Below are 17744 nucleotides of genomic sequence, written 5' to 3'. Positions count from 1 at the left end.
ACGTCAGCGTTCGGCCAGCTCGTCCACGGCGGCGCGGACGTCCTCGCTGGTGATGGTGGTGAGCTCGGCGGTGCTCGCGGTGCCGCCGCGGCCGGCGAGCCGGACGTCGCGGCCGAGCGCGGCACGCTCGAACAGCGACCGCGCGAACCTGCCGTTGCCGAGGTCGTCGATCAGGCCCTCGGCGCACACCCAGGCGAACACCTCGCCGAGGTCGCGCCGCGCGGCGTCGTCGAAGCGGTCCCCCGCGCGGCTCGCGAGCAGCGTGGCGATCTCGGTGAGCTCGGCGGGACGGTAGGACGGGAAGACGATGCGCTGGTCGAACCTGCTGGCCAGGCCCGAGTTGCTCGCGAAGAACCGCTCCATGTCGGCGGCGTAGCCCGCGAGGATGATGACCAGCCGGTCGCGGTCGTCCTCGGCGCGTTTGAGCAGGGTCTGCACGGCCTCGGCGCCGAACGCGTCGCCACCCTGGTATCCGCTGTTGACCAGGCTGTAGGCCTCGTCGACGAACAGCACGCCGCCGAGCGCGCGGTCGACCAGCTCGTTGGTCTTGATGGCCGTGGCGCCGAGGTGCTGGCCCACGAGGTCGGCGCGGGACGCCTCCACCACGTCGGGCCGGGAGAGCAGGCCGAGCGCGGAGAAGACGCGGCCGAGCACGCGCGCCACGGTGGTCTTGCCGGTTCCGGGAGGGCCGATGAACACGAAGTGCCGCATCTGCGGCGGCGCCGGCAGGCCCTGTTCCTCGCGCATGCGCGCGACGCGCAGCTGCGCGGCGATGGCGCGCACCTGCCGCTTGACGGGCTCCAGGCCCGCCATGCTGTCGAGGTCGGCCAGCGCGTCCTCAAGGCTCGGCCGGGCCTGGAAGCCGCTGAACCGAGCCGTCAGCTCGTTGAACGCCTTGGTGAGGTCGGCGGTGGTGGTGGTCACCAGGTCCTCACGCTGCGGCGCGCCTCCGGCGCCGACGACGCGCACGTCGCGGGCCTGCGCGGCCGTCTCCACCAGGCTGCGTGCGAAGCGCGCGTTGCCGAGCTCGTCGACCAGGCCGCGCCGGTGGAGGTCGTCGAACAGCCCGAGCAGCACGCCTGGCGCGTCGGGGGAAAGCCGCTCGCCGCGGCGGGAACGCAGCAGCTCGACGATGCGCACCAGCTCGGCCGGGGAGTACGACGGGAATCGGACGCGGGTGGAGAACCGTGACGACAGGCCGGGGTTGGACGCCAGGAACGCCGTCATCTCCTTGTCGTACCCGGCGAGGATGACGATCAGTCGGTCGCGGTCGTCCTCGGCGCGTTTGAGCAGGGTCTGCACGGCTTCGGCGCCGAAGCGGTCCGGCTGGCCCTCGGCCGAGTTGATCAGTCCGTAGGCCTCGTCGATGAACAGCACGCCGCCGAGCGCGCGGTCGACCAGCTCGTTGGTCTTGATGGCCGTGGCGCCGAGGAACTCGCCGACGAGGTCGGCGCGTGAGGCCTCGACGACGTACGGGGTCTCCAGCAGCCCGAACGCGTAGAAGATCTTGGCGACGGTGCGGGCCACGGAGGTCTTGCCGGTGCCCGGGGGGCCGGCGAACACGAAGTGACGCATCGGCGGCTCGGTGGAGTACCCCGCCTCCGCGCGCAGCCGGGACGCCTCGATGGACGCGGCGATCGAGCGCACCTGCTCCTTGACCGGCTCAAGGCCGATCATGCTCTCCAGCTCGCCGAGCGCCTCGTCCACCGAGATCGGCGGCGGCGCGGCGCGCTCGTGGTGCTCACGGTCGCCGGCCCCGTCTCTGGCCCGCTCCCCCGAGGGGGCCGCGGAGACCGCGGACGCCGACAGCCGGCCGCGTGCCTGACCGGCCTGGATCAGGCGGTAGGCGAGCACGGCGGCGGCCACGCCGTACGCGGCCCACAAAGCGATGCCGGACGAGAACGTGGCGACGGCGAGCGCGACCATGGCGGCGGCGCCGAGCGCGGCCACGGTGCTGACCCACGGCGTCACCCACCTGATGAGGTGGGCCGCCACGCCGACGACGAGACCGAGCAGCAGGTACAGGGTGGGGAGCGCGGAGTGCGGCTGGAGGTAGTTCCCGGTGACCACGACCGCGCACGACCACGCCACCACGACCAGGACGGTCGCGGCGGCGCGGGGGTAACGCAGGGTCAGCTCGGCGAAGCCCAGAAGTAAGACAGTAGTGACGAGCGCGGTGAAGAACGAGCCGCCGGTGAGGACGGCCGCGACGACCGAGACGATCAGCACCACGGCGAAGATCAACCGGCGCATGCCGCGGGAAAGCGCGAAGTAACGCCGCCTTACGTGCTCGAACGCATCGCGGGCCGCGGCGCGCCCCGCCGGCCGGGCCCTGTCGGAGTCTCGCATTTCGCCTCCCCGGTCGCCTCCCGGTTATACCGCACCGGGCCCCGCCACGCGCGCCGTCGCCACGCGCGCCACGCGCACGATTTGCCCTGGCGAGTCCGGCTGACACCTCACAGGAGGCGGACGGGGAGGCCGGTCAGCGGTGGCGGGTGGACGTCCTCGCCTCGTGCCGGCCGGGGAACTCGGCGATGTGGACGTGTTTGGGGGTGACCCGCAGGACGTCCTGCGCGGGATCGGGGAGCGCGACGCCGCGCACCTCGGCCCAGAAGCGGCGTTCCCCCGGATCGGCGGCGAAGACGGCGACGCGCGGGTCGCGCGCGGCGGCGGCCCACGCCTCCTCTGTCGCGATGAGACGCAGTTCCCCCGACGAGCTGACCGAGGTGACGGCCGCCACGGCGAGCGCGCGCGGGCCGCCTGTGTCGCTGAAGGAGAGCACCACACTTCGTGAGAGGGTGAACGCGCGCCGCACCTCCTCACTGAGCGGGACCGGCGGCACCACCTCCCCCGGCAGCCGGGGCCCGCAGCTCTCGCACGGGACCAGGGACGCGCGCCACGGCCCCGCCGACCCGCGCCACCAGGCGCGCAGCCCGCGCGCGGTGAAGCTCAGCACCGCGACCGCGAACATGGCCGCCACCGTCCACCAGGCCCCGGCCAGCGCCGGAACCGGCAGGCCCACCGTGAACAGCGCCGCGGACGCCGGCAGCAGCGCCAGCAGCGCGAGCGCGAGCGTCCGGTCGTGGCGCAGCACCTCGCCGAGGCGGTTCCGCAGCCCGCCGCGCCACCGCACGTACAGCATCGCGAACGGGACGCACACCGCGGCGAGCGCCGCTCTGGTGTCCCCCGCGAGCGGCGGGACGACGGCCAGCAGCACGACCAGGGTCCACAGCCGCGCCGCGACGATCCACAACGTGACCCCGGTGTCGCGCAGCCCCACGCGTCCGGGGGCCACGGCGGTGAACTCGGCGAGGGCACGCACCGGCCGTCCCTGCCATGTCTCGGTGAGCCCGCGCAGGCACAGCACGGCGAGCCCGTTGAACAGCACCAGGCCGAACAGCCCGGCCCAGAGGCCGCCGAGGATGTCCTCCCACTCGACGGTCACCGGGGCCGGCGCGTACACCAGCGGCACGACGAGCGAGCCCGGCGTCCAGTCCGGCAGCGTGGCGAGCGCCGTCACGTACGCCGCCGCCACCAGGACCGCCACCGACACCGACACGCACAGCCACAGGTCCCTGGCGAGCATGCCGGGGACGTACCGCCACACGCCGACGCGCCTGGCCTGCCGCACGGTGGCGGCCAGCATCAGGACCGGTACGGCCGCACCGCCGATCAGCGCCTGGTCGCGAAGTTCGTACCAGAACGCCAGCACGGCCACGGCGGTCAGCGCGACCGCCGCGAGCACCCGCACCTGCCGTGACCACACCTCAAGGGCCCTGCGGGCCCTGGCGGTCTCGCGGGGGTCGACGGCCCAGGTGGGGTCGTGGTGGTCGCGGGGCCGTTCCCAGCGCAGGTGGGTGAGGCCGAGGTTGACGCGCGCCGCGGGGTGGTCCTCGTCGCGGCGCAGCGCCGTGCGGTACGCCGCCGCGGCCTGCCTGAAGTCACCGCGCGCCAGCGCGAGGTCGCCGATCAGCACGTGGGGGTCGGGCTGCTCGGGGGCGAAGCGAACGGCCTGCTGCGCCTGGGCCCAGGCGTCACGCCAGCGGCCCGGGGTCCTGCGCAGCACCGACCCGAACCGGAGCCGCGCGGCCCAGGAGCCGGGTGCGAGCCGGACGGCGTCCTGAGCCGCGACGGTCGCCTCGGAGTCGCGGCCGAGGCGTTCCAGGGCGAGACTCATCAGCCGATGCCCCCATTCACCGCCGGGATCGCGCTCGACCGCCTCTCCTGCGGCCTCCAGCGCTCCCTCCGGCTGGTCGCGGGCCAGCCTCGCGACGGCTACCGCGCACCAGGCCCGGGGATCGGAGCGGTCTCGCGGGGACGGCACCGTCGAGGGTTCATGCTCGCTGGTGTTCCCCACCCCGTCATGGTCCGTTGCCGAATGAATCTTGCCTAGATGCCGGACATATACCTATAGCTCTCTAGAGAGGTCGGCCCCACCCCACGTCGATCACCTTCCTCAACAGCCCCGCGAACCCCGGCCGGACCGCCGGCGGCGCGGACGGCACCGTGCCGCCGGCCTCGCTCCACGACTCCAGGTGCCTGTCCGACCGGTCGGTCATTCCGGCAAGACGCTGATAGATCAAGGCGGTTGGCCGTAAGCTGCCACGCAGATTCAGCAGTCACATCCCTTTAGGTAGTTGATGACCGTTTTGCGGACTTGGCTGGACGACCGGCGGACCACGGGACCCCGGCCGGATCGGTGGGCCATCCTCGCTCTGCTGTGCTCCAGTCTGCTGCTGATCGCCGTGGACGCCACCGTCCTGCACATCGCGGTGCCCGCGCTCACCGCGGACCTGGAGCCGACGGCCGTCGAGTTGCTGTGGATCATCGACGTGTACTCGTTGGTGGTCGCGCCGCTGCTCATCGTGTTCGGCACGCTCGGCGACCGGTACGGCAGGCGGCGGCTCGTCCTGCTCGGCTATGTGGTGTTCGGGGCCGCCTCCCTGTCGGCCGCGTACGCCGCCACCCCGGCGGGCCTGATCGCGTCCCGTGCGCTGCTCGGAGTCGGCGGCGCGATGATCATGCCGGCCACCTTGTCGATCATCCGGCAGGTGTTCACCGACCGCGAGGAGCGCGCCGTCGCGCTCGGCGTGTGGAGCGCCGTCGCGGCCGGAGGCGCGGCGGTGGGGCCGATGATCGGCGGCGCGCTCGTGGAGCACTTCCACTGGGGCACGGTGTTCCTCATCAACGTGCCGCTGCTCGTCGTGGCGCTGCCGCTCGCGGCCCGGCTGCTTCCCGAGACCCCGCGGCGCGCCGGGTACCGCTGGGACGCGCCGAGCGCGGTGCTCGCCACCCTCGGCGTGCTCGGCCTCGCGGCCGGGCTGAAGGAGGCCGGTCACGGCGCCGTCGTGGGGACAGGCGGCGCGGTGGCGATCCTGCTCACCGGGGTGGCGCTGCTCGCGTGGTTCACCGTCAGGCAGCGCCGGCTCGCGCATCCGCTGCTGGACGTCGGGCTGTTCGCGCGGCGCGGGTTCTCCGTCGGAGTGGTGTGCGTGCTGCTCGCCGTGTTCGCGCTGGTCGGGCTGGAGCTGATGCTCGCGCAGTACCTCCAGCTCGTCCTCGGCGACGGACCGCTGCGCGCCGCCGTGCGCATGCTGCCGCTGATGGCCGCGGCGATCGCCGGCGGGCTCAGCGCGGCGTTCCTGCTGAAGCGGCTCGGGTTGCGCGCCACCATGGCGGGTGGGCTCGGGCTCGCGGGCCTGTCGCTCACCCCGACGCTCGCCTGGGGAACCGAAGCCCATCCCTGGCTGCTCACGCTGTGCTTCGCCGGCATCGGCTTCGGCGTGCAGGCCGCGCTGCTCGCCGCGTCCGACACGATCATGGCGTGCGCGCCGGAATCCCGGGCCGGCGGCGCCGCGGCCATCGAGGAGACCGCCTACGAACTCGGCGCGGGCCTCGGCGTCGCCGTCCTCGGCACCGTCACCACCGCCGTGTACGCACCCGCCGTCGCCTCCGTCCCCGGCGTCCCCCCCGCCGTGCTCGGCCAGGCACGCGAGTCGCTCGCCGCCGCCGCGCACGCCGCCGCCGGCCTCCCCGGCCCCGCCGGGGCCGAACTGCTCGGGACCGCGCGGCAGGCGTTCGTGACGGCACTGCACTCCACGGTCCTGGTGAGCGTCGTCCTGCTCGCCGTCACCACCGCGGCCGTCCTGGTACTGACCCCGCGCGGCAGGGGGCATGACGAGGCGGATACAGGGCAATTGTCTGGGCAACGCGGATCTACCCCAGGAGAATGGGCACCGTGAGACGAACTTTGACCGACATCGCCGCGCTGGCCGCACGGCTCGGCGTCGGCGGCATCTTCTTCGCCAACGGCTGGCACAAACTGGAGTCCGGCCTCAACGCCACCCAGGAGCAGTTCGCACGCATGGACGCACCCGCCGCTCCGCTATGGGCCGCCGGGACCATGCTCATCGAGCTCATCGGCGGCGCTCTCATGGTCGCCGGCCTGTTCGTCCCCGCCTGCGGCATCATCCTGTTCCTGGAGGCCCTCGCCGTCTTCCTCCTGGTCAGCGGCGACGTGGGCCTTCCTCTCACCGGCGGCGACATCAACCTCATCGTCGCGCTAGGCGCCGCCTCGGTCCTGCTGGCCGTGGTCGGCGCGGGCCGCCTGTCGGCGGACCACCTGATCGTCATACGCAGACGCGAAGCCGAGGCCGACGCCGAGATGACCGCCGACGTCGAAGCCGACCGCGTCATCGCCTCCTGGCGCGACCCCTCCCGCCAGACCGCTCCCCCCGAGGACGTCACAGCGGCCCGCGTCGTGCCGCCGAAGGACTCCCCCGTCGCCGCGCCTCCGGCCGACTCCCCGCCGTCTCCTGCCGAGGACAACGAGGTCACCGCTCCCCGGAAGACCCGCCCTCGGCGGACCACCAAACCCACGGACGACAAGACCGTCCAAAGCCCGGCCGCGCCGCCTGCCGAGACCGACCGCCTGGTCGCCGGTCCGCAGAGGACGACCACTTCGTCGTCCGATTGAGCGTAAGGAGTTGAGGAGCCGGCGGCGCGGCTGGGCCCGCGCCGCCGGGGCAGGTGGGGTCAGGCCGCTGTGCAGGGGTTGCTGTTCAGGCACGTGCCTGGTGGCGGTGGGGTGACGGTCGGGGTCACGGTGGGGGTGACGGTGAGGGTGGCCGTGCTGATTCTCATGTGTCCGTCCTGCTTCCGGCCCGGCCGACTCGGCGGCGACCTACGACTGAAACATTCCGAAGTCTGAGTAGAAACGTTTCACCGCACAATGCGGCAGGCCGCGACCGGCATGCTCCATGGCCGTGACCAGCGCACATCTCGGCGAAAGACCGTCAGGTAGCTGAAAATTTCGCTGGCGCCGGCACGACGGCACCGCCACGCCTCAGGAAGGGTCGTCGGCGGCGGGGCCGGGTCAGGAGCGGGACGGTGGCGCGGTGCTGTCCCGGATCACCAGATCGGTGGCGAGTTCTATGCGGTGCTGGGCCAGGGTGCCGCCTTCGGCCAGGTCGAGGACCATGCGGGCCGCGGTGGCACCCATCTGCACCAGGGGCTGGCGGACGGTCGTCATGGGAGGGCCGGCCCAGCGGCTGAAGGGCAGGTCGTCGAAGCCGACCACGCTCAGGTCCTCGGGGATGCGCACTCCGGCGCGGCGGGCCGCCTCGTACACGCCGAAGGCCTGGAGGTCGTTGGAGGTGAAGACGGCGGTGGGAGGGTCCGGCATGGCGAGCAGCGCGGCGCCGTCGCGCAGGCCGCCTTCGACGTACAGGGTGCTGTCACGGACCAGGCCGGGGTCGACCGGCACGCCTGCGGCGTCCATCGCGGCGCGGTAGCCGTCCAGTCTGGCGCGGCAGCACGGCCAGGCGAGGGGGCCGCACAGCATCGCGACGCGGCGGTGGCCGAGGCCGAGCAGGTGACGGGTCGCGGTCAGGCCGCCGCTCCAGTTGGTGGCCCCCACCGACGGCGTCTCGTGCAGCGGCTCACCGGTCGGGTCGAGCACGACCAGGGGGATGGAACGGGTGGCGAGCTGCGCCTGCTGTTTGGCGGTCAGCTCGGAGAAGACCGCGATGACGCCGGTGGGCCGCCGGGCCAGCACCTGCTCGGTCCAGGCCTTGCCGGGGGTCATCCTGCCTTGCATCTCGGTGAGGACGACGGCCTGGCCGCGCTCACGCGCGACCTCCTCGACCCCGCGGATGATCTCCAGGGCCCACAGGCTTTCGAGCGCGTGGAAGATCAGCTCCAGGATGGGGAACGACACGGCGCTGTCCCTGCGCCGGTAGCCGACCTCGCGCAGCACGGCCTCCACGCGCTGCCGGGTCGCGACCGCCACGCCGCTCTGCCCGTTGATGACCCGCGACACCGTCGGCGGTGACACCCCGGCGAGTGCGGCGATGCGCGCCACCGTCAGTTCGGCGCCTCCGGCCTCGCTCACCGCACGCCTGGGGTGGGGCCGCCTGTGCTCTGGCGGACGGTCAGACGGGGGGCCAGCAGCGTCGCGTCGGGGACGTCGAGGCCGTCGAGCTTGTCCATGAGCAGCCGGACGGCCTGATGGCCGACGTCGGCGGCCGGTATGGCCACCGAGGTGAGCGGCGGGCTGGCACGCTCGGCGACGTCGTCGGGGCAGATGGCGACCACCGAGACGTCCTCGGGGACACGCCTGCCGAGCAGGCGCAGCGCGCCGAGGACGTGACCGACGGCCGCCTCGTTGTGCACCACCAGCCCGGAGACCTCCGGGTGGCCGGCCAGCAGAGTGGTCACCGTCGCCGACACCTCGTCGAAGCCCTCCTCGCAGGGCAGCGCGATGGTGGTGGCCCCGTGGCCGCGTCCCGCCTCAAGGAAGCCCTCCATCGTGCGCTCGGCGTATCCGGTACCCCGTTCGTACACCACCGCAGGCGCGCCGAGCAACGCGATGTGGCGGTGGCCGAGCGCCGTGAGGTGTTCGGCGCACGCGGCCCCCGCGCGAGCGAAGTCGAGGTCGACGCAGGTCAGACCGGTGGGGTCGGCGGGGAACCCGATGAGCACGCTCGGTTCCCCGAGTTCGCGCAGCAGCGGCACGCGGGGGTCGTGGATCTCGACGTCCATCAGCACCAGGCCGTCCACCAGCGCGCTCGCGGCGACCCTGCGCAGCCCGTCGGGACCCTCGTCGGACGTCATCAGCAGCACGTCGTGGTCGAACTGCCGTGCCGTGGTGACCACGGAGGTGGCGAACTGCATGAGCACCGGCAGGTGCATGCCGGCCCGCAACGGCAGCACCAGCGCGATCACGTTGGACCGTTTGCTGGCGAGCGCGCGGGCCCCGGCGTTCGGGTGGTAGCCGAGCGCGCGCACGCTGCGCATCACCCGCTGGCTGGTGGTGGCGGAGATGGCGCGTTTGCCGCTGAGCACGTAGGACACGGTGCTGACCGCGACCCCGGCGTGCTTGGCGACGTCGGCGATGGTGACCGTCCTCAACGGGGACCCTCCGCCGTGCCGCGAGGCGCGCCACGCGCCGCCTTGCGCATGGGTCCCTGCCGGGTACCCGCGGCGGCCTTCGCGCCTTGCTTCGACCCCCGTGTCACCGGCGCGGGGCCGGGGACGGCGGCCTCGGTGAAGGCGGCGTCGCGCACCGTGACCCCTTCGCTTTCGAACACCACATATAGATCGTGCACTCCGGCCGCCCCGTCCAGCGGTGTGGCGACCGGCACAAGGTCGTAACGGTCCCGCGACGGCGCGACCGACAGCGCTCCGGCGACCGGCCCGAACAGGGGGTCGTCCAGGCGCAGCGTGACCACACCGCCTTCGGTGCTCGTGACGGTGAGCGCGCAGGCGGCGGCGCCGCCGGCGAAGTCGACCTCGCGGAACGCGATCCACGCACCCGGCACGGCCCCGCGCACCGCGTCCCCGGTCACGCGGCCGGCGTCGCACAGCACGATCCCGTCGTACTCGTCGTTGTCCACCGCCTCCAGGGGCCGCGCGTACGGGTCGCGCGGGGGGATGCGCTCACCCGCCACGGTGAACCGGCCGCACAGCCGGATGTCCCCCGACGACCGGCCGACCAGCACCGCGTGCGGCGCGTCCTCCACCACGAACCGGCCGCGGGTGACGTCCCAGAACGCCAGGTCGGCGACCTTGAGCGCCAGGGTGACGCCACGGCTCTCCCCGGGTGCGAGGCGCACGCGCGCGAAGCCGCGCAGCCGCCGCAGCGGCTGCTTCACCCGGGACCTGCGCTGGCGCGTGTAGAGCTGCACGACCTCCTCTCCGGGAAGCTGGCCGGTGTTGGTGACGGTGAGCCGCACGGTCAGCACGTCGTCAGGGCCCACCGTTTCCGCGGACAGCTCCAGGCCGGAGTACGCGAACCGCGCGTAGCTCTCGCCGTGGCCGAACGGGTACAGCGGCGTGCCGCGGTAGTACATGTAGGTCGCGTCGGTGGCGATGATGTCGTAGTCGAACAGGTCCGGCAGTTCGCGCGCGGAGCGGTACCAGGTCTGGGTGAGGCGGCCGGCCGGGTCGGCGTCGCCGAACAGCACGTCGGCGAGCGCGTGGCCGTACTCCTGACCGCCGTGCGAGGACCACAGGATCGCCGGCAGCTCGGCGTGGAGCGCCGGCACGGCGAACGGGTAGCCGCTGCTGACGACGAGCACGGTGGCCGGGTTGGCGGCGTGCACGGCGCGCACCAGCGCCTCCTGCGCCGGGGGCAGCGCGAGGTCGGCGCGGTCCTCGGTCTCCCTGCCGTTGACCAGTGGGTGGTCCCCGGCGACCACGACGGCGACGTCCGAGCGCGCGGCGAGCTCCGCGGCGGCCTCCGCGCCGCTCGCCACCGGCTCCAGGGTGAGCACGACGGCCGCGTCGGGGTCCTCGGCGAGCCGCAGCGTGCCGTCCTTGGCGAGTTCCACGTGGCGGCCGGTCGAGATGTGGCGCAGCGCGAGCGCGCCGCGGGGCCGTTCGTCCAGGCGGAACGTCTGGCGCACCTCCCAGCCGTTCGGCCCCGGCTGGTCGTTCACCAGCACCCCGTCGTCGCCGGCCGACACGTACCGGCCGTTGGCGACGGCACGCAGCGCGTAGGCGCCGCCTCCCCAGTCGAACAGGTCGAACCACGTGGTCCGCGGCTCCGCGCCGTGCCGCACCGTCAGCGGCCCGCCGCCGAGGTCCTCGGCCGCGGTCACCGGTCCGCCGGGTGCGTGCAGCGCGACGCGGTCGACGCCTTCGCAGAACTCGGTCTCGCAGCGCTCGGCGAGGCCGGCGCGCGCGGTGACGGCGTACGGCAGGGTGCCGCTGTACCAGTCCTCCATCAGCGTGTCGGCGAGCTGGCCGATCACCGCGACCTTGACGGGGCCGCGCAGCGGCAGCACACCGTCGTTCTTCAGCAGCACGAACGACCGGGTGGCGGCCCGGCGCGCGAGTGCCTGGTGCTCGGGACGGTTGACGACCTCCTCGGTGATGTCGTCGTACGGCGTGGCGGGGTCGAACTCGCCGAGCCTGAAGCGGATCGACAGCGCGTGGCGCGCGGCGATGTCCACGTCGTCCTCGTCGAGCAGGCCGCGCGTGAGGGCCGTACGCAGGTGGCCGAGCGTCGCCTCGGGCCGGTCGTCGTCCTGCGTGAAACTGTCCGTGCCGGCCCGGACGGCCGCCGCGTACGCCGCCGGCGGGTCCTCGTAGTAGTCCTGGAGGCCAGTGAGGTTGGCCGGCGCGTAGGCGTCGCTGACCACGAGCAGGTCGCCGGGGGTCCAGCCGCGCACCACGTCGTTGATCAGCGGGCTGAGCATGGCGGGACGGCCGTTGACGAGGTTGTACGACGGCATGAGCGACACCGCGGCCCCTGCCTGCACGGCGGGACGGAACGCCGCGAGCTCGTACTCGTGCAGCACACGGGGTGGCAGGTTGCTCGACGTGACGCAGCGGTCGGTCTCGTTGTTGTAGGCGAGGAAGTGCTTGAGCGTCGGCGCGGTGCGCAGCACACGGTGCTCGCCGCGCAGGCCGCGCGCGAACGACGTCCCCATGACGCCGGTCAGCCACGGGTCCTCGGAGTACCCCTCCTCGTTGCGGCCCCAGCGGGGGTCGCGCAGCGGGTTGACGACCGGGGCCCAGACGTTCAGGCCGGCGCCGGCGGGGTCCTTGCGGTGGAACGCCACCACCTCCTCCCCCGTGGCGGACCCCACCTCACGGACGAGGTCGGGGTCCCAGGTGCTGGCCAGGCCGATGGCCTGCGGGAAGACGGTGGCGGGGCCGAGCCAGGCGAGGCCGTGCAGCGCCTCGGTGCCGGTGCGGAACGGGCCGACGCCAAGGCGTGGGACGGCCGCCTGGTACTGGTGCAGCAGGCCGAGCTTCTCGTCCAGGGTGAGCCGGGAGAGGAGGTCGGCGATCCGGGCCGGCAGGGGCAGGCCGGGGTCGCGGAAGGTGCCTGACACCGGTTCGTTCATCGGGGGACCGTCCTTCGCTTCACCGAGTTGGCACGCCGGGGCGCGTCACGTGAACGGCTACGGCGGGATCGAAGCGGTGCGATCGGGATCGATTTGTCGAAGCGCTTCGATGACGCCGGTCAAAGGTTTCCACAGTGTTACAAATGGGGTTTCCTGAAGACTGCCGTTTCACGGGCCCGCGGTCAAGAGCCGTTTTCGCGGCTCGACAGACCGGCGTCAGCCCGTGGCCGGCAGGCGTCCGGAGTCGATGGAGTCCAGCAGACGCGCCGCCGCGCCGAGGGCCGCGGCGCCGTACCCGAGGGTGGAGGCGACCAGCTCGGTGCCACCGGCCTCGGGAGCGAAGCTGAGGCGTGAGAGCTCCTCCCGCGCGGCCGGCAGCACCCACGGGGTGAGTGCGACGTAGTAGCCGCCGAGGACCACGACCTGCGGGTTCAGCACGTTGGCGAGGACGGCGACACCTTTGCCGAGCGCGCGGCCCGCCTGGTCCAAGATGGCGAGCACCGCCGGGTCGCCGGCCCGCGCGAGGCGCACGATCTCCTCGACCTCCGGCTCCAGCTCGGCGAGTGTCGCGTCCGGCGCGGTGTGCCTGAGCACCGCGCCGAGCCCCGCCAAGGCCTCCAGGCAACCGCGGCGTCCGCAGCGGCACTCGGGACCTCCGGGGTCGATCGGGATGTGGCCCACCTCGCCGGCGAACCCGAGGCCGCCGCGGCGCAGCCGGCCGTCCATGATCACCCCGGCGCCGACGCCGATCTCACCGGTCAGGTAGACGATGTCCCCGACGCCGCCGTGCGGGCCGAAGCGGTGCTCGGCGAGCGCGGCCAGGTTGGCGTCGTTGTCCACCAGCACGGGGAAGCCCGGGTCGCGCAGCGCCTTGGTGAGGTCGCCGGCGAGGTCGACGTCACGCCAGCCGAGGTTCGGCGCGATGCGCACCGTGCCGCTCACGTCGACCAGGCCCGGCACCGCGACGGTGAGGCCGAGCACCTGGCGGGCCTCCTTGTCCATGCGGTTCAGCACGCGCCTCGCCAGCGCGGCGATGGCGGCGACGGCCTGTCCGGAGGTGGCGGCGGCGCCGGGGAAGGTGCGGCGCCAGGACAGCAACTCGGTGCCGGCGAGGTCGACGGCGACCGCCGTGATGTAGTCGACGTTGGCTTCGAGGCCGATGGCGGCGTACGGCGAGCCGTCCAGCGTCAGCATGGTGGCGGGCCGGCCGACGCGGTTCTCCGACAGGCCGGTCTCGCGCAGCAGGCGCCGGTCGATGAGGTCGGCGACCAGGCTGGAGACGGTGGCCTTGTTGAGGCCGGTGGACGCGGCGATGTCGGCTCGGGAGCAGGGGGCGTTCTGCCGGACGAAGCGCAGCACCACCGCGAGGTTGGTGGCCCGGACGTCGGCGAAGTCCGCCGGTTGAGGGCCCGTCTGCGTGTTGATCAAGTCAGCCCCGTTCCCGCTGTGCCCCGGTGGGCTCATCATGCCTCATCATCGAGCGGCAGGTCATGCCTCATCCCGGCGTGCTCACCGGCGCCGCCTGACGGCGGCCGGACCGCCGTCTCTTGTGGCGCACGTCACGCTGGTCTAGTTTGTTTGGTCGTAAGACGAACTAACTCTACCTCGTAGCCTGCCCGGGCCGACACCCCTGACGAGATACCTGACCCGAACCGAAGGGAAAGTGTCGTGGAACACCCTCCGCATCGCGACCAAGCCCCCGTGCGCACCACCCGCCGCGGTTTCCTCGGCCTCGCCGGCCTCGGCGCCGCCGCGCTCGCCGGCGGCGGCCTCACGGCCGCCTGCTCCGCCCCCGCCACCCGTCGACCCGGCAGCGGCGGCGGCGCCACCGCGGCCGCCGCCGACAAGCTCAAGACCCTCACCCCGTCGTACGTGGCCTACCCCGGCGTCGCCCCCGACGTACCCGGCACCGTCTCCAATCTGCCAGGCGTGCCAGGCGTCGGCGGCGGCTACCTGAAGTACCCGCTGAACGCCGCCGACGCGATCACCGCCAAGGGCCCCGGCGGCACGTACAAGGCCATGACGCCGCTGTGGGGTCCGCCGCCGCCGGGGCTCGACGACAACTCCTACTTCCAGGCGTGCAACGCCGACATGGGGTCCACGATCGAGTTCCAGATCGCCGACGGCATCACCTACGTCGACAAGGTCACCGCGCGGCTCGCGGCCGGGGACATCCCCGAGCTCATGGTCATCCCGCAGTGGGAGATCGAGAAGATGTCCGACTTCAACCTGGCCGTCGACAAGGCCTTCGAGGACCTCACGCCGTACCTGCAGGGTGACAAGGTGAAGGCGTACCCGATGCTCGCCAACCTGCCGTCGCCGGCGTGGGAGTTCTCGGTGTTCAACGGCAAGCTGATGGCGGTGCCGTTCCCCACCGAGCCCTACCCGTTCGCGTTGCTGTACCGCAAGGACCTGTTCGCCGAGAACGCCGGCTGGACGCTGCCGAAGAGCGCCGACGAGCTGTTCGAGCTCGGCAAGGCCATCACCGACCCCAAGGCGAAGCGCTGGGCCTTCGGGGACATCCACGAGATGCTGTGGCCGACGTTCCGGGTGCCGCAGGAGTGGCGCGTGCAGGACGGCAAGCTGGTGTACAAGTACGAGACGCCGGAATGGGAACAGTGCGTCACGTTCATGCGGAAGCTGTTCGAGGCCAAGCTGATCCATCCGAACGTCGCCGGCAGCAAGGGTGCCAACGAGAAGGACCTGTTCGCCTCCGGCCAGTTGCTCATCTACCGGGACGGCCTCGGCGCCTGGAAGGAACTGCTCGCGCAGCACCGCGGCAAGAACCCCGACTTCGCGATCGGCGCGCTGCCACTGTTCGCGCACGACGGCGGCACGCCGATGATGTACCACAACAACCCGGCGGGGATCTTCACCTTCGTCAGGAAGGGCCTCGGCCCGGAGAAGATGAAGGAGATCCTCGGCATCCTGAACTGGTGCGCCGCGCCGTTCGGCACCAAGGAGTACGAACTCGCGACCTACGGCGTCGAAGGCAAGCACTTCGACCGCGACCAGGCCGGGGTGCCGCAGCCGACCGACCTCGGCCGCAAGGAGATCGCGCCGTCGTACGTCTTCCTCGGCGGCCGGCCGCTCGTCGCCGAGTTCGTCGCCTACCCCGACGCGGTGCGCGACAGCGTGACCTGGCAGAACGAGAGCTTCAAGTACATCGAGCCCACGCCGCTCGCCGGCATCCGCCACCAGCGGCCGTCCAAGATGTCGGGGCTCCAGGTCCCCACCGAGGACAAGTTCACCGACGTCATGCGCGGACGGCGGCCGGTGAGCGACATCAAGAAGATCGTCGAGGAGTGGCGGCGGGACGGCGGCGACGAGGCCAGGGACTTCTACCTGAAGGTCCTGCGGGACAACGGCCGTGCGTGAGGACCGCGCCGGGGCACGGCCGGACAGGCGGCCGAGTTGACCTCCGACACGAGAAAGACCGGCCCGGCGGGTGACCTGACCTCACCCGCCGGAACCGGCACCCTTAACTCTGTCCGGAACAGGGGTGCCAAGGCAAGCCGGTACGGCGGAAAATCCCGGATGACCGGCAAAAATCCCGCCGCGGACCCGCTGCGGGCCCGGTTGCGGCGCGACTGGCCCCTGTTGCTGATGACCGCGCCGGCCGTCGGGCTGCTGCTGCTCTTCCACTACGTGCCGCTGCTCGGCAACGTCATCGCGTTCCAGGACTACTCTCCGTACGTCGGCATCGCCGAGAGCCCGTTCGTCGGGTTCGCCAACTTCCAGTGGCTGCTGCTCGACGCGAGCTTCTGGGACGCGACCCTCAACACCCTCGGCATCACGGCGTTCCAGCTCGTCTTCTACTTCCCCGTGCCGATCGCGCTGGCGATCCTGCTGGACAGCGTGGTGCGGCCGAGGGTGCGGCTGCTGGTGCAGAGCGTCGTGTACATGCCGCACTTCTTCTCGTGGGTGCTGGTGGTCACGCTGTTCCAGCAGATGCTCGGCGGCGCGGGCCTGGTCTCGCAGATCCTGCGCGAGAACGGCCACGAGGGCATCGACCTGATGACCAACCCCGACACGTTCCTGCTGCTCGTCACCGGCGAGACGGTGTGGAAGGACGCCGGGTGGGGCACGATCATCTTCCTCGCCGCGCTGGCCGCCATCGACCGCAACCTGTACGAGGCGGCGGCGGTCGACGGTGCGGGACGGTGGCGACGCCTGTGGCACATCACGCTGCCGGGCCTGCGTCCGGTGGTGATCCTCCTGCTGATCCTGCGGCTCGGCGACGCGCTCAACGTGGGCTTCGAGCAGTTCTTCCTCCAGCGCGACGCCGTCGGCAGGGACGCCGCCGAGGTGCTCGACACCTTCGTGTACTGGCGCACGCTCACCACCGGCGAGTGGAGCTACGGCGCGGCGGCCGGCATGGTCAAGGGCCTGGTCGGGCTGGTGCTGATCCTGATCGCCAACAAGGTGGCGCACCGGTTCGGCGAGCAGGGCATCTACAAGCGGACATGAGAGCGAGCGGCATGACGGTATCGACGGCCCGGCCGATATGGGACGAACGGCCGAGCGTGGCGGGACGCACGCTCAAGAGCGTGATCCTCACGCTGATCGTGGCGAGCGTGGTGTTCCCGATCTACATGGTGGTGCTGACCAGCCTGTCCCCGCAGGACGTGGTGAGCAGGGCCGGCGGCCTGGTCACCGTGCCGGGGGAGCTGACGCTCGCCGCCTACCGTGAGCTGTTCTCCGGCGGGGTGGTGACGCGCGCGGTGGTGATCAGTCTCGCGGTCACCGGGGTCGGCACGGCGATCAGCCTGTCGGTGACGGTGCTGGCGGCGTACGGCCTGTCGCGGCCGGGCTCGCTGTTGCACCGGCCGCTGCTGTTCCTGATCCTCGCGACGTATCTGTTCGGGCCCGGCATGATCCCGAACTACCTGCTGGTCAGCTCGCTCGGGCTGATCGACACCTACTGGGCCCTGATCCTGCCGTCGGCGGTGACGGCGTTCAACCTGGTGGTGATGCGCGCGTTCTTCATGAACATCCCCGGTGAGATCATCGACAGCGCGCGCATCGACGGGGCCGGCGAGTTCCGCATCCTCGGCCGGATCGTGCTCCCCATCTCCAAAGGCGTCGTCGCGGTGATCGGCATGTTCTACGCCGTGGGGTACTGGAACTCGTTCTTCAACGCGGTCCTGTACCTCAACGACAACGCCAAGTGGCCCCTGCAGGTGGTGCTGCGGCAGTACGTCCTGCAGGGCCAGTCGCTGGTGGTCGGCCAGACCAGTGACACGATCGCGGGTGAGCCGCTGCCGCCGAGCCTCGCCATCCAGATGGCGATCGTGGTGCTGGCGCTGATCCCGGTGCTGTTCGTCTACCCGTTCGTGCAGCGCCACTTCACCAAGGGTGTGATCATCGGCGCCGTGAAGGGCTGAC

The 17744-nt window shown here is 72.2% G+C and carries 11 protein-coding genes; 5 read left to right on the top strand and 6 right to left on the bottom strand.

Translation table 11 applies throughout. From position 1 onward, the window contains the following. Positions 1-3: 3 nt before the first annotated feature. Both BJ992_RS09740 and BJ992_RS09735 read right to left on the bottom strand, forming a co-directional pair. Positions 4-2349: an AAA family ATPase gene (locus BJ992_RS09740; protein WP_184979649.1), complete on the bottom strand. Its 2346-nt coding sequence runs from the start codon at positions 2347-2349 to the stop codon at positions 4-6. A 133-nt stretch (positions 2350-2482) separates the two neighbouring features. Beyond that, positions 2483-4357 (bottom strand): CHAT domain-containing protein, encoded by a 1875-nt coding sequence (locus BJ992_RS09735; RefSeq protein ID WP_184979647.1) that lies wholly within the window; start codon positions 4355-4357, stop codon positions 2483-2485. Between the two features lie 283 nt (positions 4358-4640). Here BJ992_RS09735 and BJ992_RS09730 point away from each other — a divergent pair, with 283 nt between their 5' ends. Both BJ992_RS09730 and BJ992_RS09725 read left to right on the top strand, forming a co-directional pair. Further along, a complete protein-coding gene (locus BJ992_RS09730; RefSeq protein WP_184979645.1) occupies positions 4641-6242 on the top strand; it encodes an MFS transporter in 1602 nt (533 codons plus the stop codon). Next, positions 6239-6976, top strand: coding sequence for a DoxX family membrane protein (locus BJ992_RS09725; RefSeq protein WP_184979643.1), 738 nt, complete (start codon positions 6239-6241; stop codon positions 6974-6976). Before BJ992_RS09730 ends, BJ992_RS09725 begins: the two co-directional genes overlap by 4 nt. Positions 6977-7375: 399 nt before the next feature. On the opposite strand, the gene BJ992_RS09720 is transcribed toward BJ992_RS09725, so the two are convergent. From BJ992_RS09720 to BJ992_RS09705, 4 genes are all read right to left on the bottom strand, one after another. Beyond that, positions 7376-8392 (bottom strand): LacI family DNA-binding transcriptional regulator, encoded by a 1017-nt coding sequence (locus BJ992_RS09720; RefSeq protein WP_343072575.1) that lies wholly within the window; start codon positions 8390-8392, stop codon positions 7376-7378. After that, the gene (locus tag BJ992_RS09715; protein ID WP_184979641.1) at positions 8389-9411 is read right to left on the bottom strand and encodes a LacI family DNA-binding transcriptional regulator; all 1023 of its coding nucleotides are present in this window, start codon (positions 9409-9411) and stop codon (positions 8389-8391) included. The genes BJ992_RS09720 and BJ992_RS09715 overlap by 4 nt, the downstream gene beginning before the upstream one ends. After that, complete coding sequence (locus BJ992_RS09710; protein WP_184979639.1) at positions 9408-12356, bottom strand: glycoside hydrolase family 3 protein; 2949 nt, start codon at positions 12354-12356, stop codon at positions 9408-9410. Before BJ992_RS09710 ends, BJ992_RS09715 begins: the two co-directional genes overlap by 4 nt. Before the next feature lie 216 nt (positions 12357-12572). Then, a complete protein-coding gene (locus BJ992_RS09705) occupies positions 12573-13784 on the bottom strand; it encodes an ROK family transcriptional regulator (protein WP_221474740.1) in 1212 nt (403 codons plus the stop codon). A gap of 240 nt (positions 13785-14024) precedes the next feature. Here BJ992_RS09705 and BJ992_RS09700 point away from each other — a divergent pair, with 240 nt between their 5' ends. From BJ992_RS09700 to BJ992_RS09690, 3 genes are all read left to right on the top strand, one after another. Further along, positions 14025-15734 carry an extracellular solute-binding protein gene (locus BJ992_RS09700; protein WP_343072574.1) on the top strand — a complete coding sequence of 570 codons (1710 nt, stop codon included), beginning with the start codon at positions 14025-14027 and terminating at the stop codon, positions 15732-15734. Between the two features lie 159 nt (positions 15735-15893). Beyond that, a complete protein-coding gene (locus tag BJ992_RS09695) occupies positions 15894-16826 on the top strand; it encodes an ABC transporter permease (protein ID WP_184979635.1) in 933 nt (310 codons plus the stop codon). An 11-nt stretch (positions 16827-16837) separates the two neighbouring features. Further along, positions 16838-17743 (top strand): carbohydrate ABC transporter permease, encoded by a 906-nt coding sequence (locus tag BJ992_RS09690; RefSeq protein ID WP_184979633.1) that lies wholly within the window; start codon positions 16838-16840, stop codon positions 17741-17743. Position 17744 lies beyond the last annotated feature (1 nt).

Source organism: Sphaerisporangium rubeum (assembly GCF_014207705.1).
GTDB lineage: Bacteria > Actinomycetota > Actinomycetes > Streptosporangiales > Streptosporangiaceae > Sphaerisporangium > Sphaerisporangium rubeum.
This window is presented reverse-complemented; position numbering and strand designations above follow the sequence as displayed.

Excerpts from the sequence above, each read along its gene's own strand:
- BJ992_RS09710 (WP_184979639.1), bottom strand. The coding sequence starts at position 12,356 with ATGAACGAACCGGTGTCAGGCACCTTCCGCGACCCCGGCCTGCCCCTG.
- BJ992_RS09730 (WP_184979645.1), top strand. The coding sequence starts at position 4,641 with ATGACCGTTTTGCGGACTTGGCTGGACGACCGGCGGACCACGGGACCC.
- BJ992_RS09740 (WP_184979649.1), bottom strand. The coding sequence starts at position 2,349 with ATGCGAGACTCCGACAGGGCCCGGCCGGCGGGGCGCGCCGCGGCCCGC.
- BJ992_RS09695 (WP_184979635.1), top strand. The coding sequence starts at position 15,894 with ATGACCGGCAAAAATCCCGCCGCGGACCCGCTGCGGGCCCGGTTGCGG.
- BJ992_RS09690 (WP_184979633.1), top strand. The coding sequence starts at position 16,838 with ATGACGGTATCGACGGCCCGGCCGATATGGGACGAACGGCCGAGCGTG.